The following is a 25699-nucleotide window of genomic DNA, read 5'->3' as shown; positions in this document are numbered from 1 at the left end:
TTTCACGCCTGCTGCAGACGCCACAACTGGCCGTAGCGGCTGCCCGGCCGCGCCAGCAGTTCCGCGTGGGTGGCCGACTCCACAATCCGGCCACGCTCCATCACCACGATGCGGTGCGCGTCGCGCACCGCGCTCAGCCGGTGCGCCACGATGATCACCGTGCGCCCCTGGGCGATGCGCTGCATGTTCTGCTGCACGATGCGCTCGCTCTCGTAGTCCAGCGCACTCGTGGCCTCATCCAGGATGAGGATGCGCGGATTGGTCATGAGCGCGCGCGCGATGGCGATGCGTTGCCGCTGCCCGCCGGACAGGGTGGAACCGTGCTCACCCACCATCGTGTCGTAACCCTCGGGAAGCTCGGCGATGAACTCGTGGGCCCCCGCCAGGCGAGCGGCGCGCACCACCGCCTCCAGCGGCGCGCCCGGGTCGGCCAGGGCGATGTTGTCGCGCACGCTGCGCGCGAAGAGCACGTTCTCCTGCAGCACCACGCCCACCTGGCGGCGCAGGGAGCTCGCATCGGCCATCAGCAGGTCGATGCCGTCCACCAGAACCCGCCCGCGCTCGGGCGCGTACAAGCGCTGCACCAGCTTGGTCAGGGTGCTCTTGCCCGAACCCGAACGCCCCACCACCCCCACCACCGTGCCCGGCGCGATGTCCAACGACAGGTCGCTCAACACCTCGGGGCCGTCCGGCCGGTAGCGGAAATGCACGCCTTCGAACGTGACCCGTCCGGCCAATGGCGGCAGCGCCGCCTTCTGGCCCGCCACCTCGGTGCGCGTGTTCAGGATGTCGCCCAACCGCTGCACCGAAATCCCGGTCTGCTGAAAGTCCGTCCACAGATTGGCCAGGCGCATCACCGGCTGCGCCACCTGGCCCGCCAGCATGTTGAAGGCGATCAGTTGGCCCACGGACAGATCGCCCTCGATAACGAAGCGCGCGCCGAAATACAGCGTGAGCACCGTCACCGCCTTCGAGATCAACGTGACCGCGCTGTTGGCCAAGGTGCCAATGGTCGCCGTTCGGAAACTCGCGGACACGTAGCCCGCGAGCTGCTGGTCCCAGCGGCGCGTCCACTGCGGCTCCACCGCCATGGCCTTGACCGTGTCGATGCCGCTGATGGTCTCCACCAGAAAGGCCTGGTTTTCCGCCCCGCGGTTGAACTTCTCGTGCAGGCGCGCGCGCAGGATGGGCGTGCACACCGCCGTCACCAGCACGTAACACGGCAGCGAGGCTAGCACGATCAGCGTGAGCCAACCGCTGTAGTACGCCATCACCGCCAGGAAGACGACGGAGAACAGCAGGTCGAGCACCACCGTGAGCGCGTTGCCGGTGAGGAAGGCGCGGATGTTCTCCAGCTCGCGCACGCGCGCCACCGAATCGCCCACGCGCCGGGCCTGGAAGTACTGCAAAGGCAGACCCAGCAGGTGGCGGAACAGGCGAGCGCCCAACTCCACGTCGATGCGGCTGGTGGTGTGTGCGAACACGTAGCTGCGCAAGCCGCCCAGCACCACCTCGAACACCACCACCACAGCGAAGGCGATGGCGATCACGTCCAAGGTGGTGTACCCACGGTGCACCAGCACCTTGTCCATCACCACCTGGAAGAACAGCGGCGTGATGAGCGCGAAGAGCTGCAGAGCGAAGCTCACGCCCAGCACCTCCAGCAGCAGGCGGCGGTACTTCACCACGGCGGGGATGAACCAGGTGAAATCGAACTTCGCCATCTCGCCGGCGATGGATGCGCGCGAAGTGAAGAGGATGAGCTCGCCGGACCACTGGGCTTGCAGGGCGTCGAGGCTGAGGGACTCGGGGCGGCCGACGCCAGGGGACTGGATGAGCGCACGACCTTGGTCGATGCGGGCGAGAAGGAAGAAGTCGGCCCCGCCCGGCGTACCGTCCACGGCTTCCAAGCCGATCGCGATCGCCGGCAGCGGCGTCTTGGCCAACCGCGCCGGGTCCACTCGCACGCGCTTGGCGACGAGGCCGAGCTGCTTTGCCGCCAGCAGCAAGCCCGGTACGTCCAGGGCCCGGCCGTCGTGAGCGAACCCGTGCGCGATCTGGTCCGGGTCCGCCGCCACGCCGTGCAGACGGGCGATCATCACCAGGCAGGCGATGCCACTGTCCCGCTGGCGGAGCGCCTTGGAGGCAATGGCGGTGCCTCATCGGCGCGCGCAGGCCCCGAGGCATCCGGCGCGTCCAGCGTCGGGTCAGACATGTTGTGCTCCTCCCTAGGAGGTGTTTCCTCAGTTCCAGCCCGCGGCGATCACAGGGGACAACGCGGTCTGCTGCTCGGGGGTTAGGGCGATCTGACCGGGGGCGGGTGGGGCGAAGGCGGCCATGGCGTTGACCAGGGAGTCGACTTGCGCGGCCAGGAGCTTCTGGCCGTCACTCAACTGCATCTGCTCGATGCGGTTGTTGGGGCTGGACCAATCCTGTGTGCAGGTGGATCGATTGATATCGCCTAGCACCCTGGTGCACCGGATGTTCGAAACGAGTTTCCCTTCGGCATCACGACCGAAGTGCTCCTCTTTCAACATCAATTTCTTCGGATCAGGCCCCTCGGGTGCAGGACGACGGAGCGGGCGGAGTTGAACAGATTGTTCACCTCGATGTTTAGCCATTGCGTGTAGGGGTTCCAGACAATGGTCTCAAAAACGTCACGCAAAAACCAATCGGGCACCAAGTTCGGACTCGCAGCCGCGTCTATCCCTGCCTCCGTCAGCGCGAGAAATGCCCAATTCGAACATTGCGCACCATACGGAAGATAGTAATCTGGCGGATTGTTCGTCGATTTCTCAACATATTCCATCAGCCTCAGACACCCCTCAGCATCGATTGGGATTTTTCCTGTCGTAGACGAATACTCGTGCGCAGTGTCATCAAATATCTTGCCCTCGCCGGTCAGTTGTCCAGAGACTGCTGGCGCAAAGCCATAACCACGCTCCAGACCATCGGGCCCGGTCACTACAATGAAGGTGTGAGGAATCCAATCTGCCCCACCAACATCCACACGCAGTTCGATGCTGGACATTACTTTCCTCCTTGAAAATCAACTTCCAGAATGACCTTGTTCTTTTCCCAGAATGATGTGGCCAACGAAGTCTTCTTGTCATTGGAATACGCCACAAGTTTGGCATTCATTTGACCGCCTTGCTGCGCGAACTCACGCCCAATGATGGCAATAGCCTCTGCATGTGCGGCCTTGTCCTGAACACCCCACAATTGAAAGCTCAGCCCGCTTTTCGCCGGACTGCAGAACAGTAGTTGTCGGGCGGTGCAGTCTTGCTCGCCAGAGCATTGGTTCTTCTGCACGAGCATTTCGCGCAACTCTTTACACAGCTTCAAGCGCGCATCCTCGAAGGCTCTATCTTCGCCCGCCATTGCTTGCCCTGCCGAAATGGCACAAACAATCACCATAACGGCAAATTGAATTGATTTCCTCATTATTCTCTCCTTGAGATTTCCATTCGAATTACTTTCGAATAGCTCCGCATACGCGCGTTGGGCCCTCAAAGCGCCGCCTCCAACTCATCAACCTGCGTGCCCGACAGGCTCATCGCTGCCCACAGGTTCCTCACCATCCCCGAGCTGTTCATCTGCGGCAACGCGAGTACGCCCTCGCCGATCACCAGCGGATGGCCTCCCTCATCCACCACCTCCGGTAGCACCAGCGAAGACAAGCCGTTGGGCCATAGCCCACGCCAGGCCATTTCCCAGCCACCGAACTCACCCATCGGCTTTTGAGCGCCCGCGATCAATCGGCCGGCGCCAACACGCGCCATGGCATCGCACCATGCGTTCATGTGTTTCCCCCTCCCTGTCGGTCGCGGTTGAAAGGCCTGTTGGCTTTCACCGGACGTGGTCGGTTTGTAACGTCCAGCATCTGATACGTCTATCGTCGTTTGCCGTGAGGCGCCGGGCACCACTGCACATCCCATGGCTTCGCGGATCAGTTCGCCAAGTCAGCGGCCGACAATACGCGCGCCGTTAGGCGACTACAGGCCGCCGTATGCGGCCTGGTCCATGTGGTAAGTCGCGAGGTGGCCCATCGGGCCGCGCGGCCTGATCAGCCGCGCATGGGCTGCGGCGCCGCCGCCGGCACCGCGTCGTACACCAGCCGCTGCGGGTTGGCGTAGCACAGGAAGTGCTTGTTGGTGGCCCGGCCCACCGCGCACAGGCCCACGCGGCGCGCCACCTGCAGGCCCATCTGCGTGATGCCGCTGCGCGAGATCACCGCCGCCACGCCCATCTGGGCGCTCTTGATGACCATCTCGCTGGTCAGGCGGCCGGTGGTGTAGAAGACCTTGTCGAGCGTGTCGCCGCCTGCGCGCGGCGCGTCGTCCTGAAGGGCCAGCCAGCCGGCGATGGTGTCCACCGCGTTGTGGCGGCCCACGTCTTCCACGAACAGCGCCAGCTCGGTGCCGCGGAACAGTGCGCAGGCGTGCACGGAGCCGGCCGATTTGTAGGTGCTCTCCTTCACCCGGATCGCGTCCACGATGGCGTAGACCTGCGACTGGCGCAGCACCCCCTCGGGCAGCCGGATGCGGTCCAGGTCGTCCATGAGCCCGCCGAACACGCTGCCCTGGCCGCAGCCGGTGGTCACCACCCGCCGGGCCGTGCGCTCCTCGATGCGGGCGATGCCGTGGCGGGTTTTCACGCTCGCGGCGTTCACCTCCCAGTCGACGGTGATGGACTGTATGTCGTCCACCGAGCCGATGAGCCGCTGGTTGAGCAGGTAGCCCAGCGTGAGCCACTCGGGCCGCGCGCCCAGGGTCATGAGCGTGACCAGCTCGCGCTTGTCGACGTAGACCGTCAGGTCGCGTTCGGCGGGGATGTGGATGGCGCGGGGCTGGCCGAACTCGTCCAGCGCGTCGATGGACTCGGTCAGCGGGGCACGGGCCTCGGTCAGTTGGGGCAGGCGCATGGGGCGAGACTACTAAAGAAAAAGGCCGGCACCCGGGGGTGCGGCCTTTGGCGCTGCCCCGCGCGGGGGCATGGGGGCCGGCGGCGGCGCGCGGCGCTTACGGCTTCTTGGGCGTGGGCGCGCCGGCCGGCGCCTGGTTGCTGGGCGGGCTGGTCGCCGGTGCCGCGGGCGAATGCGCGCCCGCCGCTTCGGCCGGCTTGGGCGGCACGTAGGAGAAGGGACCCGGGTCCGTGCAGGCCGGCGCGCCCGCCGAGGGCTGCTTGCCCGCGCCTGCGGTGGTCTTGAAGTAGTTGGCCGCCGCCTTGTCCATGGCCTTGCACAGCTTGTAGGCGTCGAGCTTGGTGTTGTACGCGGCCTTGGCCTTGGCCTCGTCGGCCTTGGCGGCGGCCTCGGGCGTGGGCGGCGGCGGTGCCGGCAGCTTGGCCTGGGCCAGGGTGGCCGCGGCCAGCAGGCCCACGGCGATGGCGATTTTCTGGATGCTCATGCGGTCTGTCTCCTGAAACGCTCAGGCCTTCGCCGGCTGGCCGGACGCGCCCTCGGGCTTGTTCGCCGTGCGCTGGGCGGGGATCTTGCCGGCCTTGATGTCGTCGTACCACAGCGCGTGGTGTTCCTTGGCCCAGGTCTCGTCCACGTAGCCGGTCTTCATGGCCTTGTAGGCGCCCTTCATGCCGATGGTGCCCAGGTAGATGTGGCCCAGGAACAGCGCCATCATCAGCGCCGCGGCCGTGGCGTGGATCATGTGGGCCACCTGCATGTTGGCGCGCGTGAACTCCACCGCCGGCAGCAGCTTGTCCAGGAACAGGCCGGACCCCACCACGACGAGGCCGAAGAAGAACACACCAGCCCAGAACACCACTTTCTCGCCCGCGTTGAAGCGGTGCGAGGGCACTTCCTTGCCGCTGAGCAGGCCACCGCCCTTGAGCAGCCAGACCAGGTCACCCTTGGCGGGCAGGTTGTCCTTGATGAAGGTGAAGATCACCACCACCAGCGACACCGCGAACAGCGGGCCGACGAAGTTGTGCAGGTTCTTCAGCGCGTAGGTGAGCCAGCCGAACAGCGTGCTGCCGATGACGGGCAGCAGGAAGAACTTGCCGAAGGCCATGACGATGCCGGAGACGGCCAGCGCGACGAAGGCGATGGCGTTGACCCAGTGCGCCGCGCGCTCGAAGTAGGTGAAGCGCTCGATCTTGCGACCGGTCTCCTGCCCGTGCAGCTTGATCGAACCCTTGGCGAAATAGAACAGCGCAATCGCCACCAGCACGATCAGCAGCAGCGAGCCGCCATAGGGAATGATCCAGTTGTTGCGCACCTGGCGCCAGGCCTCGCCGGCGGTGGTCAGCTTGGAGCCTGGGTACTGCACGAAGCCCTGGATCAGGTTGCCGTACTCGGGGTACGGCAGCATGGTCTGGCCGGTCACGCCCTTGCTCACGTCGTGCCACATGGGCGCGTTGTTGCCGGGCTGCACCTTGCGCCGCTCGGCGTTGCTCTGGCCGGCGTAGTTCGGGTCGGTGTCGGCGTCGGGGCGGATATCGAAGATGTTCTGGCTCTTGATGCCACCCTGCCCCGCGGGCGCCGCCTGCTGGCTCGCCGGCGCGGGATCGTCCGGCACCGGCTTGGGCGCCTGTGCCCAGGCCGAGACCGCGCCCAGACCCAGCAGCAGCGCCGCGAGTCCGGCCCGCCAGCGTGGGGTTGCTTGCTTGTGCATGGCCGTCGCCTTTACTTCTGCTGCGCGCCGATGCGCACGTAGTCGTTCTGGCCGTACTGGGCGCGCGCCTTGAGCTGCTGCTCCCAGTTGCCCTTGTCGCCGGCCTTCCAGCCCGGTTGCGAGTACTGGCTTTGTCCAACGCCGCTGTAGGCCGCGTTGTCCTGCTTTACACCGTTGGCGTTCATCTCCTGCGGCTTCTCGCCGCAGGCCGCCAGGCCCAGCAGGGCCACCATCGCCAGAGAGCTGAGGGTCAGGCGTTTCATCACGATTTTTTCCCTTCGGCGGTGCCGTAAGCCGTGCCCCAGCCCCACACCTCCGCGCCCTTGCCGCGCGTGATCACGCGGGTGCGGAAGATGTCGGCCACGGTGTCGCCGTCGCCGGCCAGCAGGGCTTTGGTGGAGCACATCTCGGCGCAGGCCGGCAGCTTGCCTTCGGCCAGGCGGTTGCGGCCGTACTTCTCGAACTCGGCCTGACTGCCGTTGGCCTCGGGGCCGCCGGCGCAGAAAGTGCACTTGTCCATCTTGCCGCGCACGCCGAAGGTGCCCTGCGAGGGGAACTGCGGCGCGCCGAAGGGGCAGGCGTAGGAGCAGTAGCCGCAGCCGATGCAAACGTCCTTGTCGTGCAGCACCACCCCCTCGTCGGTGCGGTAGAAGCAGTTCACCGGGCAGACCGCCATGCAGGGCGCGTCGCTGCAGTGCATGCAGGCCACCGAGATCGACTTCTCGCCGGGCACGCCGTCGTTGAGGGTGATGACGCGGCGGCGGTTCACGCCCCAGGGCACCTCGTGCTCGTTCTTGCAGGCGGTGACGCAGCCGTTGCACTCGATGCAGCGCTCGGCGTCACAGATGAATTTCATTCGTGCCATGGTGTTCTCCTCAAGCCTTCTCGACGTTGCAGATCGTGGTCTTGGTTTCCTGCATCATCGTCACGATGTCGTAGCCGTAGGTGGTGGCGGTGTTGACCGCCTCGCCGCGCACCACGGGGAAAGCGCCATCGGGGTAGTAGGGTTTCATGTCGGTGCCCTGCCAGTGGCCCGAGAAGTGGAAGGGCAGCCACACCGTGTCCGGGCCCACGCGCTCGGTCACCAGCGCCATCACCTTGATGCGCGCGCCGGTGGGCGTGCTCACCCAGACCTGCTCGCCCTGGCGGATGCCGCGCTCGGTCGCCGCCTTCGGATTGATCTCGACGAACATGTTCTGCTGCAGCTCGGCCAGCCAGGGGTTGGAGCGCGTCTCCTCGCCGCCGCCCTCGTACTCCACCAGACGGCCCGAGGACATGATGAGCGGGAATTTCTCCGGCAGCTTGTCCTCGACGTTCTTCGCCTGCAGCGACTTGTAGAGGATGGGCAGGCGCCAGCGGTTCTTCTGGTCGTCGTGGCTGGGGTACTTGGCGATGAGGTCCGGGCGCGTGCCGTAGATGGGCTCGCGGTGCTGCGGGATCGCGTCCGGGAAGTTCCACACCACCGCGCGCGCCTTGGCGTTGCCGAAGGGGTGGCAGCCATGCTTCATGCACACGCGCTGGATGCCGCCCGAGGGATCGGTTTTCCAGTTCTTGCCTTCGGCCTTCTGCTTTTCCTCGGCGCTCAGGTCGTCCCACCAGCCCAGCTTCTTGAGCAGCACGTGGTCGAACTCTGGGTAGCCGGTGGTGATCTCGGCGCCCAGCGAATGCGAGCCGTCCTCGGCCAGCAGGTTCACGCCATCGCGCTCCACGCCGAAGTTGGCGCGGAAGTTGCCGCCGCCGTCCATGACGTGCTTGGAGGTGTCGTACAGGTTGGGCGAGCCGGGGTGCTTGATCTCCGGGTTGCCGAAGCAGGGCCAGGGCAGGCCGAAGTAGTCGCCCGACAGGTCATAGCCGGTCTCCTTGTCGACCACCTTGCCCTTGGCCTTGAGCGTCTTCACGTCGAAGGCGTCCATGTGGCGCATGTGGGCCTTCAGCCGCTCCGGGCTCTGGCCGGTGTAGCCGATGGTCCAGACCGAGCGGTTGATTTCGCGCAGGATGTCCTCGGGCATCGGCTCTTCGCGGCCCTTGATCTTCTGCATCTTGTAGTTCTTGGAGAGCTGCTCCGCGAAGCCCAGCTTCTGCGCCAGCTCATGCATGATCATGTGGTCGCTGCGGCTCTCCCACAGCGGGTCGATCACCTTCTCGCGCCACTGGAGGGAACGGTTGGACGCGGTGCACGAGCCGCTGGTCTCGAACTGCGTGGCCGCGGGCAACAGGTAGACCTCGCGCTCGGGGTTGATCTTGTCGCTCGGCATCGCCGCCATCGACGCGGTGGCCGAGGGGTACGGGTCGATCACCACCAGCAGGTCCAGCGCGTCCATGGCCTTCTTCATCTCCAGGCCGCGCGTCTGCGAGTTCGGTGCGTGGCCCCAGAAGAACATGCCGCGGATGTTCGGACCCTGGTCGATCAGCTCATTTTTCTCCAGCACACCATCGATCCAGCGCGAGACGGTGATGCCGGGCTTCTCCATCATGCCCTCGGCATACTGCGACTTGATCCAGTCGTAGTCCACGCCCCAGGCGTTGGCGAAGTGCTTCCACGAGCCCGCCGCCACGCCGTAGTAGCCCGGCAGCGAATCGGGGTTGGGGCCCACGTCGGTGGCGCCCTGCACGTTGTCGTGGCCACGGAAGATGTTCGCGCCACCACCGCTCACGCCGATGTTGCCCAGGGCCAGTTGCACGATGCACGAGGCGCGCACCATGGCGTTGCCAATGGAGTGCTGCGTCTGGCCCATGCACCACACCAGCGTCGACGGGCGGTTCTTGGCCATCATCTCGGCCACGCGCGCCATCTGTTCTTCCTTGACGCCGCAGGCCTCTTCCACCTTGTCGGGCGTCCACTTGGCCATCACGTCGGCCTTCACCGCTTCCATGCCATAGACACGGTCGTTGATGTAGCGCTTGTCTTCCCAGCCGTTCTTGAAGATGTGGTACAGCAGACCGAAGAGGAAGGGGATGTCGGTGCCCGAGCGGATGCGCACGTACTCGTCGGCCTTGGCCGCGGTGCGTGTGAAGCGCGGGTCGACCACGATCATCTTGCAGCCGTTCTCCTTGGCATGCAGCATGTGCAGCATCGAGACCGGGTGCGCCTCGGCCGCGTTGGAGCCGATGTACAACGCGCACTTGCTGTTCTGCATGTCGTTGTACGAGTTGGTCATCGCGCCATAGCCCCAGGTGTTCGCGACGCCCGCCACCGTGGTGGAGTGGCAGATGCGCGCCTGGTGGTCGCAGTTGTTCGTGCCCCAGAAGCTCACGAACTTGCGCATCAGGTAGGCCTGCTCGTTGCTGTGCTTGGACGAGCCGACGAAGTACACCGCGTCCGGACCGCTGGCCTCGCGCAGGGCCTTCATCTTCTTGACGATGCCGTCGTAGGCCTCGTCCCAGGTGATGCGCTGGTACTTGCCGTTGACCAGCTTCATCGGGTAGCGCAAGCGGTATTCGCCGTGGCCGTGCTCGCGCAGCGAGGCGCCTTTGGCGCAGTGCGCGCCCAGGTTGATCGGCGAGTCGAACACCGGCTCCTGCCGCACCCAGACGCCGTTCTCCACGATGGCGTCGCTGGCGCAGCCCACCGAGCAGTGCGTGCACACCGTGCGGCGCACCTCGATCTTGCCGGTGCCGTCGATCGAGCCGCCCGAGGCGGCCTGGGCCTTCTTCACCAGGGTGAGCTGCGAAGCGGCCAGGCCCACGCCCACCCCGAGACCGGAGCGGCGCAGGAAGGCGCGGCGGTCCATGGTGGGCAGCGCGGACGACAGGCCGCGCTGCAAGGCGTTCACGAAGGTGGCGTGCGCCGGCGTGCCACGGCCGGCGGCGGAGGGGGATTTCTTGGTCAGCAGCATGGTGTGTCTCCTGGGGCGCCGCGGGATGCCGTGGGGCAGTGGGCGGCGGACGGGACGTTCGTGGGGAGGCTCTGTTTCTCGCGCGCCGGATCAGAGGCGCGTGGTGCGGTAGTAGTGCTTGACGTGCTCGCTGAGCGTGTAGCCCCCGCCGCGCTCGGGCGCGGGCTTGGGCTCGATGGCGGCGCTCTCGGGGGCTTGGACAACGGGCATCACGCTGGCCACGGCGGCCACGGCACCGGCGGTGCCGGCACCCGCGAACAGGGTGCGCCGGCTCAGGCGCGAACGGCCCTCGGCCGGGCCGGAGCGGGAAGACTCATTCATGCATGTCTCCAGGTGTGCAGGGCCCACACACCAGACGTGTGGACTCCTTGCATAAGGCGAATCTACTTCGCCCCCTGGGGGTATGCAAGCTTGTGCATGAGCGCTCTGGCCAAGGCGCGAAACCCTCGCGCGGGCGCCGAGGTGGGCCAGCGGCGGTGGCGCCTCGACTAGCGATAAGCATGCCAGCCACCATCGATGAGAACCACTCGCAATGTCGGCCCGCACAGGCCCATTCATCCCTCCAAAGCGCGGGCAAACCCGCAGAACTTAGGACCACTCGGGGTTTTGCCTGCGCCATGTTGTCCAGCGAGTGCGACAACTTGTCGCGCCCCACGCACCGGTCCGCGCAGGGTCGGGGGCGCCTATGCCCGAGTGATTCGATCAGGCTCCGGGGCCTCGGGCGTGTGGGTCATCGAGGTCCCGCGCCCGGTCGGCGCACCGGTGCGTCCATGCCTGCTTCATAGAATCGAACGGTGGAGACGATCACCCCCCCGACAAGCCCCGAGCGCGCCCTGGATGGTTGGCCCAACTGGTCCATCCTGGTCGTCGACGACGAACAGGGCATGCTCAACTTCCTGGTCAAGACGCTCGCCCCGCGCTGCCATTTCGTCATGAGCGCCACCAGCGCCGAAGAAGGCGCCGAGTGGCTGCGCGGCCACCACGTGGACCTCGTGGTGCTCGACATCTCCCTGCCCGGCAAGAGCGGCGTCGAATGGCTCAAGGAGCTGCGCGAACAGGGCTACACCGGCGAGGTCATCCTCATCACCGCCTTCGCCGACCTCGACACCGCCATCGAAGCCCTGCGCGCCGGCGCCTCCGACTTCATCCTCAAGCCCTTCCGCGTTCCGCAGATCCTCAACGCCATCAAACAGTGCCACGAGCGCTCGCGCCTGCGGCGCGAGAACTTCGTGCTGCGCCGCGCCATGGGCCCCGCCACCGTGCACCGCGCGGCGCTGGTGGGCGACTCGCCGTCCCTGGCGGCCCTGCGCGACTCCCTCGACCGCGTGGCCAGCGTGGACAGCACCGTGTTGCTGCAGGGCGAATCGGGCACCGGCAAGGAACTGGTCGCACGCGAGCTGCACGCGCGGGGCGCGCGCGCCGCCGGCCCCTTCGTGCCCGTGAACTGCGCGGCCGTCTCGCCCGAGCTCATCGCCAGCGAGCTCTTCGGCCACGCCAAGGGCGCCTTTCCCGGCGCCACGCGCGCGCGCGACGGCCTCTTCCACTACGCCCAGGGCGGCACCCTGTTCCTGGACGAGATCGCCGAGCTGCCGCTGTCCATCCAGGCCACGCTGCTGCGCGCCATCGAGGACCTGCGGGTGCGCCCCGTGGGCAGCGAGCAGCTGGTGCCGCTCAACCTGCGCATCGTCGCCGCCACCAACCGCCAGCTCAGCGCCGAGGTCGCGGCCGGCCGCTTCCGCAAGGACCTGTACTTTCGCCTGCAGGTGGTGGAGCTCGCGCTGCCGCCGCTGCGCGAGCACAAGGCCGACATCCCCGCGCTGGTGGCGCACTTCATGGGCCAGCTGGCGCCCACGCTGGGCGCCGAGCCGCTGCGCATCAGCGAGGCCGAGATGGCCTTCCTGCAGCAGTACGACTGGCCCGGCAACGTGCGCGAGTTGCGCAACCTGATCGAGCGCTCGCTCATCCTCGGCACGCTCAACGTGTCGGCGCTGTACCCCGGCGCACCCGAGGCGCCGGCGGCCGAGCGCCCCACCGACCTGCACACGCTGGAGAAGATGCACATCCTCTCCGTGCTCGACTCGGTGCAGGGCGACAAGACCCGCGCCGCGCAGTTGCTGGGCGTGTCGCGCCGCACCCTGGAGCGGCGCGTGGCCGAATGGGCGAGCTAGAGACATCCCCCCCCGCCGCGCTTCGCGCGCCGCGCTGGCTCGCGGGCTCGGTGCGCAACAAGCTGCTGGCCATGGCGCTGCTGCCGCTGCTGGTGGCCTTTCCGCTGCTGGTGCTGGCGCTGGCCGTGTGGAGCGACCAGGCCTACGACCGCCTGCTCATCACCAAGGTGCGCAGCGACCTGGCGGTGGCGCGGGGCTACTTCGACCAGGTGCTGATCGAGATCGGCTCGGGCACCCAGGGCGTGGCCGATTCGCGCGCGCTGGCCGACGGACTGGCCCCGGGCACGCCCGACGCACGGGCCGCGCTCGCCGCGCACCTGGCGGCCGAACGCGAGCGGCTGGGGCTCGACTTCCTCGTGCTGTACGGCAACGACGGCCTGCCGTTGGCGCGCGGCGCGCCGCCCGGCCTGAGCCTGCAGGACCAGCGCGCCGGCCTGCTGCCGCAGCCGCCCGCGCTGGGGGGGTCCATCCAGGCCCGGCGCGACCGCGCCAAGGCCAGCCTGCTGGTGCTCGACCGCACCGCGCTGCACGCCCTGGCGCCGCACCTGATGTCGCGGCTGGACATCCCCCTGGTGCCCACGCGCAATGCCACGCCCACGCAGCGCAGCGCCGAAGACCGCGCCATGGTCGCGCAGGCCACGCTGCCCGTGGTCGACGCGCAGGGCCGGCGCCTGGGCTTGCTGAGCGGCGGCCTGCTGCTCAACCAGAACCTGGATTTCATCGACCACATCAACCGCATCGTCTACCCGGCCGGCTCCCTGCCCTTCGACAGCCAGGGCACGGCCACGCTGTTCCTCGACGACGTGCGCATCACCACCAACGTGCGCCTGTTCCAGGACCGGCGGGCCATCGGCACGCGCGTATCGCAGGCGGTGCGCGGCGCCGTGCTCGGCGAGGGCCACACCTGGCTGGACCTGGCCTTCGTGGTGAACGACTGGTACGTCTCGGCCTACGAGCCCCTGGCCGACGCCAGCGGCGCGCGCGTGGGCATGCTCTACGTGGGCTTCACCGAGGCGCCCTTTCGCCTGGTGCGCTACGCCATGCTGGCGCTCATCGGCCTCATCTTCGGCGGCGTGATGGCGGCCTCGGCCTGGTTCTCGCTGCGCTGGGCGCGCAGCATCTTCCAGCCGGTGCAGCAGATGAACCTGACCATGCAGCGCGTGGAACAGGGCCAGGGCGGCGCGCGCGTGGGCCCGCTGCCCGCGCGCGACGAGCTCGGCGCGCTCGCGGGCCACCTCGACCAGCTGCTCGACACCATCGACGAGAAAACCCAGGCCCTGCAGCGCTGGGCCGACGAGCTCGACCGCAAGGTGGCCGAGCGCACGCGCGAACTGCAGGCCAGCAACGCATCGTTGAGGCTCGCGCAGGAGCAGCTCGTCAAGAGCGAGAAGCTGGCCGCCATCGGCCAGCTCACCGCCAGCATCGCGCACGAGATCAACAACCCCATCGCGGTGATGCAAGGCAACCTGGACCTCATCCGCGACACCCTGGGCCGCGCCACCGACCCGGTTCAGGGCGAGCTGCGCCTGCTCGATCAGCAGGTCGAGCGCATGCGCATCATCGTCACGCAGCTGCTGCAGTACGCGCGACCCACCGAATACGCCGGCTACGTCGACACGCTGCCACTGGACCGCACGGTGGACGACTGCCTGGTGCTGGTGGGCCACCTGCTGTCGCAGACCGACATCGCGGTGGAGCGCGAGCGCGGCGCCACGCATGGCGTGGGCATCAACCGGCAGGAACTGCAGCAGGTCATCATCAACCTGCTGATCAACGCCATCCAGGCCATGCCCGGGGGCGGCCGTCTGCGCCTGGTCACGCGCGACATGGAGGGCGGCGCCGAGCTGCAGGTGATCGATGGCGGCGCCGGCCTGAGCGAGGCCACGCGCGAGCGCCTGTTCCGCCCCTTCTTCACCACCAAGAACGACGGCAACGGCCTGGGCCTGTGGATCAGCCAGGGCCTTGTGGAGCGCTACGGCGGGCGCATCACCGCGGCCAACCGCGGCGACGGCATGAGCGGCGCGGTGTTCACCGTGCGCCTGTTCACCGAACCGCGCGCGCCCGCGGCCACGCCGACGAACGACGGCCGGCCCCTGCCGGGCTGAGGCCGGGCGGCGGCCCGCCAGCCGCGGCCAGTGGCGCTGTGAATACTGCGTCGGGGGTATGGATGGGCCCACAAGGCATCCGCTTCAATGGCCATGCCTGCCATCCACCGCCAAGCGTTCATGCAAGTTCGCCTGTTCACTGCCGCCCGCGCCGCCGCGTTCGCGCTCGCCGCCCTGCTGTCGGCCTGCGGCGGCAACGGCGGGGGCGCGCCGTCCTCCGCCACGGTCGCCTTCCCCCCCGCGGCCGCCCTCACGGCACCGGTCCTGGCCCTCACGCCCACCGCCATCAAGGCCTTTCACTTCAGCTGGGCCGGCGTGGCCGGGGCCAGCGAGTACCGGCTGCTCGAAGACGCCGACGGCACCTCGGGCTACACCCTGATCGCCACGCTACCGGCCGGCAGCACGCAGATCGACCACGCCGTGTTCCTGCCCGAGCGCATCAACGCGCGCTACCTCCTGCAGGCCTGCCAGGCGTCGGCGTGCGTGGACTCGGCCGCCGTCACCGCCAGCGGGCCACTGGTCGAGGCCATCGGCTACGTGAAGGCCTCCGATCCGGCCAGCGACGCCCAGTTCGGCCAGGGCATGGCGCTGTCGCCGAATGGCCAGACCCTGGCCGTGGGAGCGCCAGGCGGCAACTCCCTCAACAGCGCCAGCGGCGCCGTCTACCTGTTCGCGCGCGACGGCACCACCTGGCGACAACAGGCCCGGCTGGAGGCCCCCATCCCTCAGTCGAACGACGGCTTCGGCTACAGCCTTGCCCTGTCCAGCGCGGGCGACACCCTGGCCGTGGGCGCGCCGCACGACAGCCAGACGGCCAACTATGGCGGCGCGGTCTACGTCTACACGGGCCAGGGCGCGGCCTGGGCCCTGCAGACACGCCTCACAGGCTTGAACACCAGCAGCGGCGATGCCTTCGGTGGCAGCGTCGCGCTGTCCGCACAGGGCGACGTGCTGGCAGTGGGCGCGGATCAGGAAGCGGGCAGCGGCACCGGTGCCAATCCCCCCGACGACAACAACAGCCCGCAAAGCGGCGCGGCCTATGTCTTCGCGCGCCAGGGCAACGCCTGGAGCCAGCAGGCCTACCTCAAGGCCTCCACCAACCACATCGGCGATCAGTTCGGCCGGCGGATCGCCCTGTCGGCCGACGGCCATACCCTGGCCGTCGGCATGCCCTCCCCGGCCGGTGGGGGTGGCGGCACCAGCGGGTCGGTGCATGTCTACGCCCACGACGGGCTTGTCTGGGGCCTACAGGCCTTCCTGTCGGCGCCCAACCCCTTGCTCCTGTCGGGTTTCGGCGAAGCCCTGGCCTTGTCGGCCGACGGCCAGGTCCTGGCGGTCGGCAGTCCCTACGACAGCAGCGCCGCAACGGGCATCGACGGCGACCCAGGCAACACGGGCGCCACCTTCAGCGGCGCGGCGTACGTTTTCACCCGGAACAACGCCAGCTGGGGCCAGCGCGCCTACATCAAGGCCTCCAACACCGGCGCGAACGACCGCTTCGGCACCACCCTGGCCCTGTCCAGCGATGGCCAGACGCTGGCCGTGGGCGCCATCAGCGAGAGCAGTGACGCACGGGGCATCGGCGGCGACCAGGGCAACGACAACGCGCCCGACACCGGCGCGGCCTACCTGTTCACGCACAGCGCCACGGGCTGGCGGCAACAGGCGTACATCAAGCCCTCGAACACGGCGGAATACAGCGTGTACCAGTTCGGCGCCGCGCTGGCCCTGTCGGGCGACGGCCAGGCCCTGGCGGTGGCCTGCCCCTATGCGAACAACGCCACGGCCGGTGTGGGCGGCGACCAGACCGATGCCTCGGGTGTGAACGTCGGCGCCGTCTACCTGTATTGAGTCGAAGCGCGCCCGCGCCCGTTCAGGGCTGCGCGCCCTCGTGGCCCTCGATGATGATCAGGTCGATCACCGACACCGGCGCGCGCAGCGCGATGGCGGCCTGGTAGCCCGGCGAGCGATAACAGGCCATGGCCTGTTCGTACGAGGGAAACTCGATCACCACGTTGCGCGAGCGGCTGGCGCCCTCCACGCACTCGAAGCGCCCGCCGCGCACCAGGAACTTCGCGCCATACTCGCGAAACGGCGCCGCGTTGGCCTCCACGTACAGCTTGTAGCGCTCCAGGTCGTCCACGTCGACGCGACCGATCCAATAGCCCTTGCCTGCCATGCCTGCTCCTGTGTGCGTGATCCCGGTCAGGCCAGCATGTCGAAGCCCTGCGCCTCGACCCCGATGAAGGCCTGCGTGAAGCCCGCGAGCGCGGCGTAGAAGCCGGCGCGGGGCTGGGCCGCGATGGTCTCACACAGCTGCGGCACCCAGGTCTGCACGTGCTTCGTGAAAAACTCGCGCTGGCGCGTGAGGTTGGCCACCTCGACGTCGTCGCCGGCGATCAGGTAGCGCATGACCTCGAACACGTAGGCCACGTGGTCCTCGGTCTCGGGCATGCTTTCTTCGCGCGCCAGGCCCAGCGCGGCCAGGTCGCCGCGCAGCTGGGCCAGCGGCTTTTCGTTCAGGAAGCCGCTGAGGTAGTGCGAACCGAACAGGTGGACCTCGGGCTTGCCCACGCCGCCGAACAGGGCGTCGAACTCGTCGGCGATGGCCGCATCGTCGCGCTCGCGCGCGGCCGCCACGACCTGGCGCCAGGGCTCTTCGAGAAAGGCGCCCGCCGCCGGCGCCTCGGTGGCGGCCACGCGCAGCTGGCTCAGCAGCTCGGCGCCGGGCGGCGCGTAGTACAGCGCGGCCAGCAGGCCATAGACCTCGGCGCGTGCGGTTTCTTCGTCGAGCGTGGAGGAGACGGGGATGCGTTCCATCATGGCGGCGTGTCTCAGTGGTCGGTGATGCGCGATTCGTTCGGGTTGCTGTAGATGTCCACCACGCGGCAGTCGCCGCACATCTTCAGGCGCTCCAGCGCCTCGCCCTGGAACATGGCGTGGCCGGCCAGCTTGCCCAGCATCAGCTCCACGCCCTTGAGCGTGCCGAAGAGCTTGCCACAACGCACGCAGGCGTAGGGCTGGGCCTCGTTGAGCACGCGCGGCTGGCGGCGCTGCTCGGTGAGCAGCAGGCGCGGCTGCAGGCTGATGGCGTCCTCGGGGCAGGTGGTGGCGCAGAGGCCGCACTGCACGCAGTTCTTCTCGACGAAGCGCAGCTGCGGTCGCTCGGCGTTGTCGAGCAGGGCGTTGGCCGGGCAGGCGCTCACGCAGCTCAGGCACAGGGTGCAGGCGTCCTTGTTCACGTTCACCGCGCCGAACAGCGAGGCCGTAGGCAAGGCCACGGCCTCCGCCGCGCGCGGGTGCGCGGCGCTGTCTTGCAGCAGGTGGTCGAGCGCGAGCTCCATGGTGGCGCGCTTCTCGCGCTGCACCGCGTAGCTCGCGCGGCGCTTCACGCCCTGCGCGGGCGGCGAGCCCAGTTGCACATCCAGCGTGGCCGCGTCGCGCGCCTCGATCAGGCGAAAGTGCGTGCCCGCGTAACCCAGGCCGCTCACGATGGCCTGGGCCACCGCCATCTGCTCGCGCAAGGCCTCGCGGTACTGCGGCGCCTCTTCCTCCGTCATCAGCACCCAGACCTGCGAGGCGCCGTAGGCGAAAGCGCTGAGCCACAGGTCCAGGCCGGCCGAGGCGGTGTGCCACAAGGGCAACGGGATCACGCGCGCGGGCACGCCCTTGACGGCCTTGGGCCGCAGCACGGCCTCGCGGCCCAGGGCCTCGATGAGTTCGGTGCCCGCGGTCTGGCTGTGCAGCAGCAGCGCCGCGTCCCGGCCGCCGGCCTTGGCGTAGGTGGCCAGCACGGTGCGCAACCGGGTGCCCTGCTCGCTGGCGCGCGGGTAGGCGTAGCCCAGCGCGCCCGTGGGGCAGACGGTGGTGCAGGCGCCGCAGCCCACGCACAGATTGGGGTTGACGGCGATCTGCTGGCGCTCGACCTCACTGCGAATGGCCAGGGCCGAGCAGACCGCTATGCAGGCGTCGCAGCCCACGGTCTCGTTGCGGCCGTGGGCGCAGAGCTTGTGGTTGTAGGTGAAGAACTTGGGCTTCTCGAACTCGCCCACCATCTCGCGCAGGCGGACCAGGGTCTCAAGGCCCTTGTCGTGGCGCAGGCCGCCGGGCAGGTGGAAGTAGCCCTGCGGGGGCGCGTGCTGAACGAACGCGGGCGCCTCGCGCAGGTCGAGCACGAGGTCGAAGCGCTCGCGGTGCGGGACGGCGTCGCGCTGGAAGTTGATGGCGCCCACGGCCTCGCAGGCCTTCACGCAGGCGCGGTGGTTCTGGCAACGGTCGAGGTCGATCTGGTAGTCCAGGCCGATCGCGCCTTCGGGACAGGCGGCCACGCAGGCGTTGCAGCGCGTGCACAGGTCCAGGTCGATGGGGTTGGTGCTGGACCACTCGACCTCGAAGGCGCCGAGCCAGCCCCGCATGGCGCCCAGTTGCCCGCCCAGCACCGGCCAGGCGCGCGCCTGCTGGCCCCGCCCGCCCTGGGCGAACACGGTGACCTGGAGCGCATCGGCCAGCTGCGCGGCGATCCGCTCGGCGGCGTCGAGCGGACCGACGATGAGCAGGCGGCCCTCGCTCTGGTAGCTCACCGTGGGCACGGGCTCGGGATCGGGCAGGCGCGCGGCCGCCAGCAGCGCGGCCATCTTGGGCGTGGCGGCCTGGGCCTCGCGGCCCCAGCCACCGGTCTCGCGCAGGTTCACGAAACGGATGGGGCGCACGTCCAGCGGCACCGCGCCCTCGGTCTGCTGCGAGAGCTCGGTGAACAGGCGGCTTTCCTGCGTGCAGGCCACCACCAGTTCGTCGCCGCTGCGGCTGGCGCGCTGGAACGCGGCCGCGTCGCGCCGGCACAGCGTGGTGTGCGTCGTCAGGTCTTCATCCAGCGCCGCGCCCAGGGCCTTCGGGTCCAGGGGCATGGTCTGGTTGCAGTTGCAGATCAGCGTGGTCATCGTGGGTGGGGGGCGTGTCGGCGGGAGGGCCGCCGGGGATGGCGGCGGTGGGTCCGCCGCTCGGTGTGGGTTCGCTGGCCGGCGCCGTCGCCCGGTCTTCTTCCGGGTCGTCCACCAGCTTGAGGAAGCGCGCGCCGACCATCTGGGCCATGTCGGCCTTGGACAGCGGGCTGGGCAGGCTGTAGTCGTCGATGTAGACGTCCAGGCCGTCCATCACGTTGAAGTGCGGGTCGGCGAAGAGCTTCTTCACGGCGGCGTTGCGCACCTCGCTGGAGACGTCCGGCGCGACGAAGCGGCTGAAGTCGGCCTCGGGTGTGAGCCGGGCGACGTCGTCCAGCGTGGGCGACGGGGTGGTTTCGCGCGGCGCGTCGGCGGGCGGCAGGGTCGAAGCGGCCGACAGGGCCGATGCGCCCGGGGCCGCGGGCACCGGCTCCACGCGCGCGGCCTGAGGCGCGGCCGTCGGCTCGGGCGGCAGCGCCTGGCCCTCGCGCACCGCCTGCTTGCGTCGCGACCAGCGCGAGAGGAAGCCGCCGCCCTCGTCCGCCACCTCAATGGCCTCCGTTGCCGCCGCGCGGCTTGTCCGTGCTCACGCGCACCGGCTGGCCGAAGCGGTCCGTCAGCGGCCGAAAGCTCTGGGGGCGCTGGCGCCGCTTCGGCTCGGGCACGTAGGTCGCGTCGACGAAAGCGCGCAGCCAGTCCACCACCTCGGGCGGCGCGGCCACCTGGTCCACACGCTCCTGCGCGTCCAGCCAGCGGCCGGCGTCGTGGTAACTCAGGGTCACGATCAGGGGCACGGCCATGGGCTCGCCCCCAACCAGCGCCTCACCCTCGGCGCGCCACATGACCCAGAAACAGGGACGGGGGCTGCTGAGGTTGAGGAAGTAGCCCTCCGCGTCGTCGCGGAACAGCTCGACGCGAAAGCGCGGGTGCAGCCAGTGCTGGCGGCCATCGGCCACCGAGCCCGCATCGATGGGCTCGACCGCCTGCGGCGGGTGCGCCTCGTCCGGCGCCAGCCGGGCGGCCTCGTCGGGTCCGGCGCTCAGCACCACGTCAGCCAGCACCCAGCGCCAGGGCTGCCAGCGCGCCATGGGCCCCTGAACGGGCTCGCGGCGCATCACGACATCGACCTCGATCACGGGGCGTTGCCGGGCCGGCACGGGAGACGTATGGGCAGCATGCATAGGGAACGACGACTGTACGCCATCCGTCGGCCTCCCCCCAGGAGATGTCCGGGGCCTCGACGGGGTTTGCCCGTGCCACGGCGAAGGCCCATCTTTCTCTGATGGGTGCGGGAGCTACTGCCTAGGCCGTATGGATGCCGCGTGGGATCGCCGATCCAATCGCGGGCTTCCCTGCCCGACGCTTCCGACATGACACCCGACACCCGCCGCGCAATCCGCGCTTCCCTGCTTCTGTTGGCCAGTGCCCTCGCGGCCTGTGGTGGCGGCTCCAGCGCCGTGACCTCGTCCGCCACCGTCCGGTTCCCCAGCGACGCCACCCTGGGCTTCGCGCTCGCGCCCACCGCCATCAAGACCTTCCACTTCAGTTGGAACGACGCGGCCGCCGAAACCGGCTACCGCCTGCTCGAGGACCCCGACGGCGCCTCGGGCTACACGCCCATCGCCGATCTGCCGGCCCACACCACGCAATACGACCACGAGGTCTTTCTGCCCGAGCGCGTGAACGCGCGCTACCGGCTGCAGGTCTGCCACGACCAGGACTGCGTCGACACCGCGGCGCTGCGGGTGAGCGACACACTGGTGCCGGCCATCGGCTACGTCAAAGCCGCCGCCCCCGCCGACAACGACCACTTCGGCCAGAGCGTGGCCGTGTCGGCCGACGGGCAGTTCCTGGCCGTCGGCGCACCGGGCAGCGCGTCGGGCCGGGGCAGCGGCGGCGCGGTCTACGTCTTCGCGCGCACAGGCGCCCAATGGGCGCAGGCGTCCCGACTGACGCCCCCCGCGCCGGAACCGGGCGACCTGTTCGGCCACAGCCTGGCCTTGTCGTCCGACGGCGGGACACTGGCGGTGGGGGCGCCGAATGGCAGCAGCGGCGTCGGCCACAGCGGCACCGCCTTTGTCTTCACGCGCGGGAGCGGTGCCGCTGCCTGGGGCCTTCCGGTCCGGGTCGCGGCCCCGAACGCCGATGCGGGCGACCGGTTCGGCTGGCGCGTGGCGCTGTCGGACGACGGCGCCACCCTGGCCGTGGGCGCGCCCGACGAATCGGGTGATGCCCGCACCGTCAATGGGGCCGACAACAACAGCCGGCGCCGAAGTGGCGCGGCCTACGTCTTCGCCCTCGCCGCCGGCGCCTGGACGCAGCAGGCCTACGTCAAGGCCTCCAACGCCGACGCCGACGACGGCTTCGGCGCGGCGTTGGCGCTGTCGGCCGACGGCCAGACGCTGGCCATCGGCGCCATCAACGAATCCAGCGCCGCCACGGGCGTGGGCGGCGACCCCGACGACAACACCGCCCAGAGCAGCGGCGCGGTGTACGTCTTCGGCCGGGCCCGGGACAGCTGGAGTCAGCTGGCCTACGTGAAAGCCTCCAACACCTTGGGCAACGCCGCCTTCGGCGGTGCCATCGCGCTGTCGGCCAATGGCCAGGTCATGGCCGTGGGCAGCCCCTACGAGGCCAGCGGCGCGAGGGGCATCGATGGCGATCCCCACAACAACGCCGCCACGGGCAGCGGGGCCGTGTACCTGTTTGACCGCCCGGGCGGCCAGTGGCGCCAGTCAGCCTACGTCAAGGCATCGAACGCCGACGCCGACGACAACTTCGGCACCAGCGTGGCGATGTCCGGTGATGGCGACACGCTGGCGGTGGGCGCCCCCGGTGAGGGCAGCGCCGCACGGGGCCTGCAGGCCGACCAGGGCGACAACAGCGCCCCCTGGAGCGGCGCGGCCTATCTCTTGCGGCGCACCGCGTCGGGTTGGCGGCAGCAGACCTACATCAAGCCGTCGAACACGCTGCGCGGCGACGGCTTCGGTTCCACCCTCGCCCTGTCGGGCCAGGGCGGCGTGGGGACCCCCAGCGTGGCCTTGGCCGCGGGCAGCCCTTCGGCGGTCAACGCCAGCCCCGGCATCGGGGGTGACCAGGCCGACCGGTCCGGCAGCGACGTCGGCGCGGTCTACCTCTACTGAGCCCCGCCGGGCGTCAGTAGGTTTCGAGGTGCAGCCGGCCTTCGCGCTGCAGCGCGGCGCCCACGCTCTCCCAGTCCATCCCGGCGCCCGTGGCGATGTCGCGCAGCGCCAGCACCACGCCCTCTTCCATGCTCTTCAGGCCGCAGACGTAGAGGTGGGTGTTCGGGTCCTTCAGCAGCGCGGCGAGGTCGGCCGCGCGCTCGCGCATGGCGTCCTGCACGTACTTCTTGGGCTGGCCCGGCGTGCGGCTGAAGGCGAAGTTGGTGTCGATGAAGTCCTTGGGCAGGCTCTGCAGCGGGCCGAAGTACGGCAGTTCCTGCTGCGTGCGCGCGCCGAAGAACAGCATGAGCTTGCCGCCCTCGAACTTGCCCGAGGCGCGCAGGCGGCGGCGCCACTCGGTCATCGCGCGCATGGGCGCCGAGCCGGTGCCGGTGCAGATCATCACGATGTGGCTCTTCGGGTGGTTGGGCATGAGGAAGCTCGAACCGAAGGGCCCGATCACCTCGACCTTGTCGCCCACCTTGAGGTCGCACATGAAGTTGCTGGCCACGCCGCGCACCGGCTGGCCGTCGTAATCCTCCAGCACGCGCTTGATGGTGAGCGAGAGGTTGTTGTGCCCCGGCCGCTCGCCGTTGCGCGGGCTGGCGATGCTGTACTGGCGCGCGTGGTGGGGGCGGCCTTTGGCGTCGGTGCCCGGCGGCACCACGCCGATGCTCTGGCCTTCCAGCACGGGGAAGGGCATGGCGCCGAAGTCCAGCACGATGTGGTGGGTGTCGTACTCGGTGCCGACGTCGGTGACGCGCAGGTTGCCGACCACGGTGGCCGTGATGGTCTTCTGCGCGGCCTTGGGGCCGTAGAGGTTGGTGAAGGCGTGCGCGGCCGACCAGGGCGGCAACGTGGCGCCATAGCGGCTGGCGACGAACTTGTCCTCCAGCGTGGCGGCGGTGGGCGCGGGCGCCGGGGCGGGCGCGTCGGCCACGGGCGCCTCGGCGCCGGCGGCCGCCAGCTGCTCGGGCGGCAGCTCGGCGGGCAGCGACTCCCAGCCGAACTGCTCCTCGATGGAGTAGGCGCGCGCCTTGGGCATGGTGCGCCAGTTGTCGATCGAGCCCGTGGGACACGGCGGCACGCAGGCCATGCACAGGTTGCACTTGCTCGCGTCGACCACGTAGTTGTTCGAGTCGTGCGTGATCGCACCCACGGGGCAGGTCGCCTCGCAGGTGTTGCAGCGGATGCAGATCTCGGGGTCGATCAGGTGCTGCTGGATGACAGCGAGTTCAACAGGGGCGTTCATAAACCTACTCCAGAAAAAGGCGAGGCCCGTGGGAGTGCCCGGGCCTAAACCAGGGATGCCGCGGAGCCGGCTTTGCCGGGCCGCTGGCATCGCCCCCCTTTCTAAGGGGGGAGCGGCGAAGCCGCGCAGGGGGATTTACCCGAACCTGACGTACTCGAAATCGACGGGCTGGCGGTTGATGCCCATCACCGGCGGCGCGATCCAGTTGGCGAACTTGCCCGGCTCGACCACGCGGCCCATCAGCGAGGCCACGAAGGCGAAGTCTTCCGGCGTGGGCAGCCATTCGGCTTTCTTCGCTTCCCATTCGGCTGCGTTGACGACCCGGCCCTCGGGCGACAGGCGGATGCCCGCGAGCGCGCCGATCTGGCGGTTGAAGGCCTTGTGCGGCACGGTCAGTCGCGTGGGGATGCCGGCCTTCTCCAGCACCTTGTTCCAGCGGTTCACACCCGCCACGGAATCGGTGATGAAGTCGTCGCGCAGCACCTCGTTGAGCGCGTTGAGCATGGGCACTTCCTTCTCGACGAGCTGGCCGTTCTGCACCTCGAGCACCTTGTAGGTCTGGCCCTTGAGCACGTGGTCGTCGGTGCGCTTGCCCTCTTCGTAGCGGCCCTTGAGGCCCGAGCTGTAGAAGATGGCGGCGTTGCTCGACTGGTCGGCACCGAACAGGTCGATGGTGACCGAGTAGTGGAAGTTCAGGTAGCGCTGCACCGTGCCGAGGTCGATGGCGCCAGCGGCGCGCACCTTGGCCGGGTCGTCGGTCTTGAGCTCGTTCATCACCTGCGCGGTGCGCTGCAGCACGCGCGACACGCCGCTCTCGCCCACGAACATGTGGTGGGCTTCCTCGGTCAGCATGAACTTGGTCGTGCGGGCCAGCGGGTCGAAGGCGGACTCGGCCAGCGCCGACAGCTGGAACTTGCCGTCGCGGTCGGTGAAGTAGGTGAACATGAAGAAGGCCAGCCAGTCGGGGGTCTTCTCGTTGAACGCGCCCAGGATGCGCGGGTTGTCCTGGTCGCCGGACTGGCGCTGCAGCAGGGCCTCGGCCTCCTCGCGGCCGTCGCGGCCGAAGTGCTTGTGCAGCAGGTAGACCATGGCCCAGAGGTGGCGGCCCTCTTCCACGTTGATCTGGAACAGGTTGCGCAGGTCGTACATGCTGGGCGCGGTCAGGCCCAGGTGGCGCTGCTGTTCCACCGACGCGGGCTCGGTGTCGCCCTGCGTGACGATGATGCGGCGCAGGTTGGCGCGGTGCTCGCCGGGCACGTCGTTCCAGGCGGCCTCGCCCTTGTGGTCCCCGAAGTGGATCTTGCGCTCGGCGTCGCCGGGGTTCAGGAAGATGCCCCAGCGGTAGTCGCGCATCTTCACGTGGCCGAACTGGGCCCAGCCCTGCGGGTCCACGCTGACCGCCGTGCGCAGGTAGACCTCGTGGTTGGTCGAGCCCTCGGGGCCGACGTCGTCCCACCAGTTGATGAAGTTGGGCTGCCAGCCTTCCAGCGCGCGTTGCAGCGTGCGGTCTTCGGACAGGTTGACGTTGTTCGGGATCTTCTCGCTGTAGTTGATCGTGGACATGTCGTTCTTCCTCGGGTTCGGTGGGTG

Annotated in this window: 23 protein-coding genes; 4 read left to right on the top strand and 19 right to left on the bottom strand. The window is 68.9% G+C overall.

The window, feature by feature from the left end:
• Positions 1-2: 2 nt before the first annotated feature.
• From BHU06_RS01125 to BHU06_RS01080, 12 genes are all read right to left on the bottom strand, one after another.
• Entirely contained in the window at positions 3-2099 is a 2097-nt protein-coding gene (locus BHU06_RS01125) for a type I secretion system permease/ATPase (protein ID WP_083292795.1), read from the bottom strand.
• A 144-nt stretch (positions 2100-2243) separates the two neighbouring features.
• Complete coding sequence (locus BHU06_RS01120) at positions 2244-2537, bottom strand: hypothetical protein (RefSeq protein ID WP_070397300.1); 294 nt, start codon at positions 2535-2537, stop codon at positions 2244-2246.
• Entirely contained in the window at positions 2537-3031 is a 495-nt protein-coding gene (locus BHU06_RS21955) for a hypothetical protein (RefSeq protein WP_083292793.1), read from the bottom strand. Before BHU06_RS21955 ends, BHU06_RS01120 begins: the two co-directional genes overlap by 1 nt.
• A complete protein-coding gene (locus tag BHU06_RS22300; protein ID WP_139146908.1) occupies positions 3031-3444 on the bottom strand; it encodes a hypothetical protein in 414 nt (137 codons plus the stop codon). Before BHU06_RS22300 ends, BHU06_RS21955 begins: the two co-directional genes overlap by 1 nt.
• Positions 3445-3509: 65 nt before the next feature.
• On the bottom strand, positions 3510-3803 hold the full coding sequence (locus BHU06_RS01115) for a hypothetical protein (RefSeq protein WP_139146907.1): 294 nt from the start codon (positions 3801-3803) through the stop codon (positions 3510-3512).
• A gap of 263 nt (positions 3804-4066) precedes the next feature.
• Positions 4067-4924, bottom strand: coding sequence for a formate dehydrogenase accessory sulfurtransferase FdhD (locus tag BHU06_RS01110; protein WP_070397298.1), 858 nt, complete (start codon positions 4922-4924; stop codon positions 4067-4069).
• 97 nt (positions 4925-5021) lie between these two features.
• On the bottom strand, positions 5022-5408 hold the full coding sequence (locus BHU06_RS01105) for a hypothetical protein (RefSeq protein WP_070397297.1): 387 nt from the start codon (positions 5406-5408) through the stop codon (positions 5022-5024).
• A 21-nt stretch (positions 5409-5429) separates the two neighbouring features.
• Positions 5430-6629, bottom strand: a complete 1200-nt coding sequence (locus BHU06_RS01100) for a formate dehydrogenase subunit gamma (protein WP_070397296.1) — start codon at positions 6627-6629, stop codon at positions 5430-5432.
• Between the two features lie 11 nt (positions 6630-6640).
• Positions 6641-6892, bottom strand: a complete 252-nt coding sequence (locus tag BHU06_RS01095) for a hypothetical protein (protein ID WP_070397295.1) — start codon at positions 6890-6892, stop codon at positions 6641-6643.
• Positions 6892-7494, bottom strand: coding sequence for a formate dehydrogenase FDH3 subunit beta (fdh3B, locus tag BHU06_RS01090; protein WP_070397294.1), 603 nt, complete (start codon positions 7492-7494; stop codon positions 6892-6894). Before fdh3B ends, BHU06_RS01095 begins: the two co-directional genes overlap by 1 nt.
• A gap of 10 nt (positions 7495-7504) precedes the next feature.
• Positions 7505-10465: a formate dehydrogenase subunit alpha gene (locus BHU06_RS01085; RefSeq protein ID WP_070397293.1), complete on the bottom strand. Its 2961-nt coding sequence runs from the start codon at positions 10463-10465 to the stop codon at positions 7505-7507.
• Positions 10466-10555: 90 nt separating this feature from the next.
• Positions 10556-10786, bottom strand: coding sequence for a formate dehydrogenase (locus BHU06_RS01080; RefSeq protein ID WP_070397292.1), 231 nt, complete (start codon positions 10784-10786; stop codon positions 10556-10558).
• A 473-nt stretch (positions 10787-11259) separates the two neighbouring features.
• Here BHU06_RS01080 and BHU06_RS01075 point away from each other — a divergent pair, with 473 nt between their 5' ends.
• The 3 genes from BHU06_RS01075 to BHU06_RS01065 all read left to right on the top strand — a co-directional run bounded on the left by BHU06_RS01075 (position 11260) and on the right by BHU06_RS01065 (position 16589).
• Positions 11260-12633 (top strand): sigma-54 dependent transcriptional regulator, encoded by a 1374-nt coding sequence (locus BHU06_RS01075; protein ID WP_139146906.1) that lies wholly within the window; start codon positions 11260-11262, stop codon positions 12631-12633.
• The gene (locus tag BHU06_RS01070) at positions 12621-14738 is read left to right on the top strand and encodes a cache domain-containing protein (protein WP_070397291.1); all 2118 of its coding nucleotides are present in this window, start codon (positions 12621-12623) and stop codon (positions 14736-14738) included. Before BHU06_RS01075 ends, BHU06_RS01070 begins: the two co-directional genes overlap by 13 nt.
• Before the next feature lie 120 nt (positions 14739-14858).
• Positions 14859-16589, top strand: coding sequence for an FG-GAP repeat protein (locus BHU06_RS01065; protein ID WP_083292862.1), 1731 nt, complete (start codon positions 14859-14861; stop codon positions 16587-16589).
• A 22-nt stretch (positions 16590-16611) separates the two neighbouring features.
• Here the strand turns inward: BHU06_RS01065 and BHU06_RS01060 are convergent, their stop codons facing one another.
• Genes BHU06_RS01060 through BHU06_RS01040 form a run of 5 tightly spaced genes read right to left on the bottom strand, consistent with a single transcriptional unit; the run spans position 16612 to position 20856 of the window.
• The gene (locus BHU06_RS01060) at positions 16612-16917 is read right to left on the bottom strand and encodes a DUF1330 domain-containing protein (RefSeq protein ID WP_070397289.1); all 306 of its coding nucleotides are present in this window, start codon (positions 16915-16917) and stop codon (positions 16612-16614) included.
• Positions 16918-16943: 26 nt separating this feature from the next.
• Positions 16944-17561 carry a molecular chaperone gene (locus tag BHU06_RS01055; protein ID WP_070397288.1) on the bottom strand — a complete coding sequence of 206 codons (618 nt, stop codon included), beginning with the start codon at positions 17559-17561 and terminating at the stop codon, positions 16944-16946.
• Positions 17562-17572: 11 nt separating this feature from the next.
• On the bottom strand, positions 17573-19642 hold the full coding sequence (locus tag BHU06_RS01050) for a 4Fe-4S binding protein (RefSeq protein WP_070397287.1): 2070 nt from the start codon (positions 19640-19642) through the stop codon (positions 17573-17575).
• A complete protein-coding gene (locus BHU06_RS01045; protein WP_070397286.1) occupies positions 19602-20222 on the bottom strand; it encodes a DUF3306 domain-containing protein in 621 nt (206 codons plus the stop codon). The genes BHU06_RS01050 and BHU06_RS01045 overlap by 41 nt, the downstream gene beginning before the upstream one ends.
• Position 20223: 1 nt before the next feature.
• The gene (locus BHU06_RS01040) at positions 20224-20856 is read right to left on the bottom strand and encodes a DUF3305 domain-containing protein (RefSeq protein WP_070397285.1); all 633 of its coding nucleotides are present in this window, start codon (positions 20854-20856) and stop codon (positions 20224-20226) included.
• A gap of 276 nt (positions 20857-21132) precedes the next feature.
• Here BHU06_RS01040 and BHU06_RS01035 point away from each other — a divergent pair, with 276 nt between their 5' ends.
• Complete coding sequence (locus BHU06_RS01035) at positions 21133-22818, top strand: FG-GAP repeat protein (RefSeq protein WP_070397284.1); 1686 nt, start codon at positions 21133-21135, stop codon at positions 22816-22818.
• A gap of 13 nt (positions 22819-22831) precedes the next feature.
• Here the strand turns inward: BHU06_RS01035 and boxA are convergent, their stop codons facing one another.
• Positions 22832-24109, bottom strand: coding sequence for a benzoyl-CoA 2,3-epoxidase subunit BoxA (boxA, locus tag BHU06_RS01030; protein WP_070397283.1), 1278 nt, complete (start codon positions 24107-24109; stop codon positions 22832-22834).
• 135 nt (positions 24110-24244) lie between these two features.
• The gene (gene boxB, locus BHU06_RS01025; RefSeq protein WP_070397282.1) at positions 24245-25672 is read right to left on the bottom strand and encodes a benzoyl-CoA 2,3-epoxidase subunit BoxB; all 1428 of its coding nucleotides are present in this window, start codon (positions 25670-25672) and stop codon (positions 24245-24247) included.
• Positions 25673-25699 lie beyond the last annotated feature (27 nt).

This window comes from Hydrogenophaga sp. PML113 (assembly GCF_001777155.1).
Classification (GTDB): domain Bacteria; phylum Pseudomonadota; class Gammaproteobacteria; order Burkholderiales; family Burkholderiaceae_C; genus Hydrogenophaga; species Hydrogenophaga borbori.
This window is presented reverse-complemented; position numbering and strand designations above follow the sequence as displayed.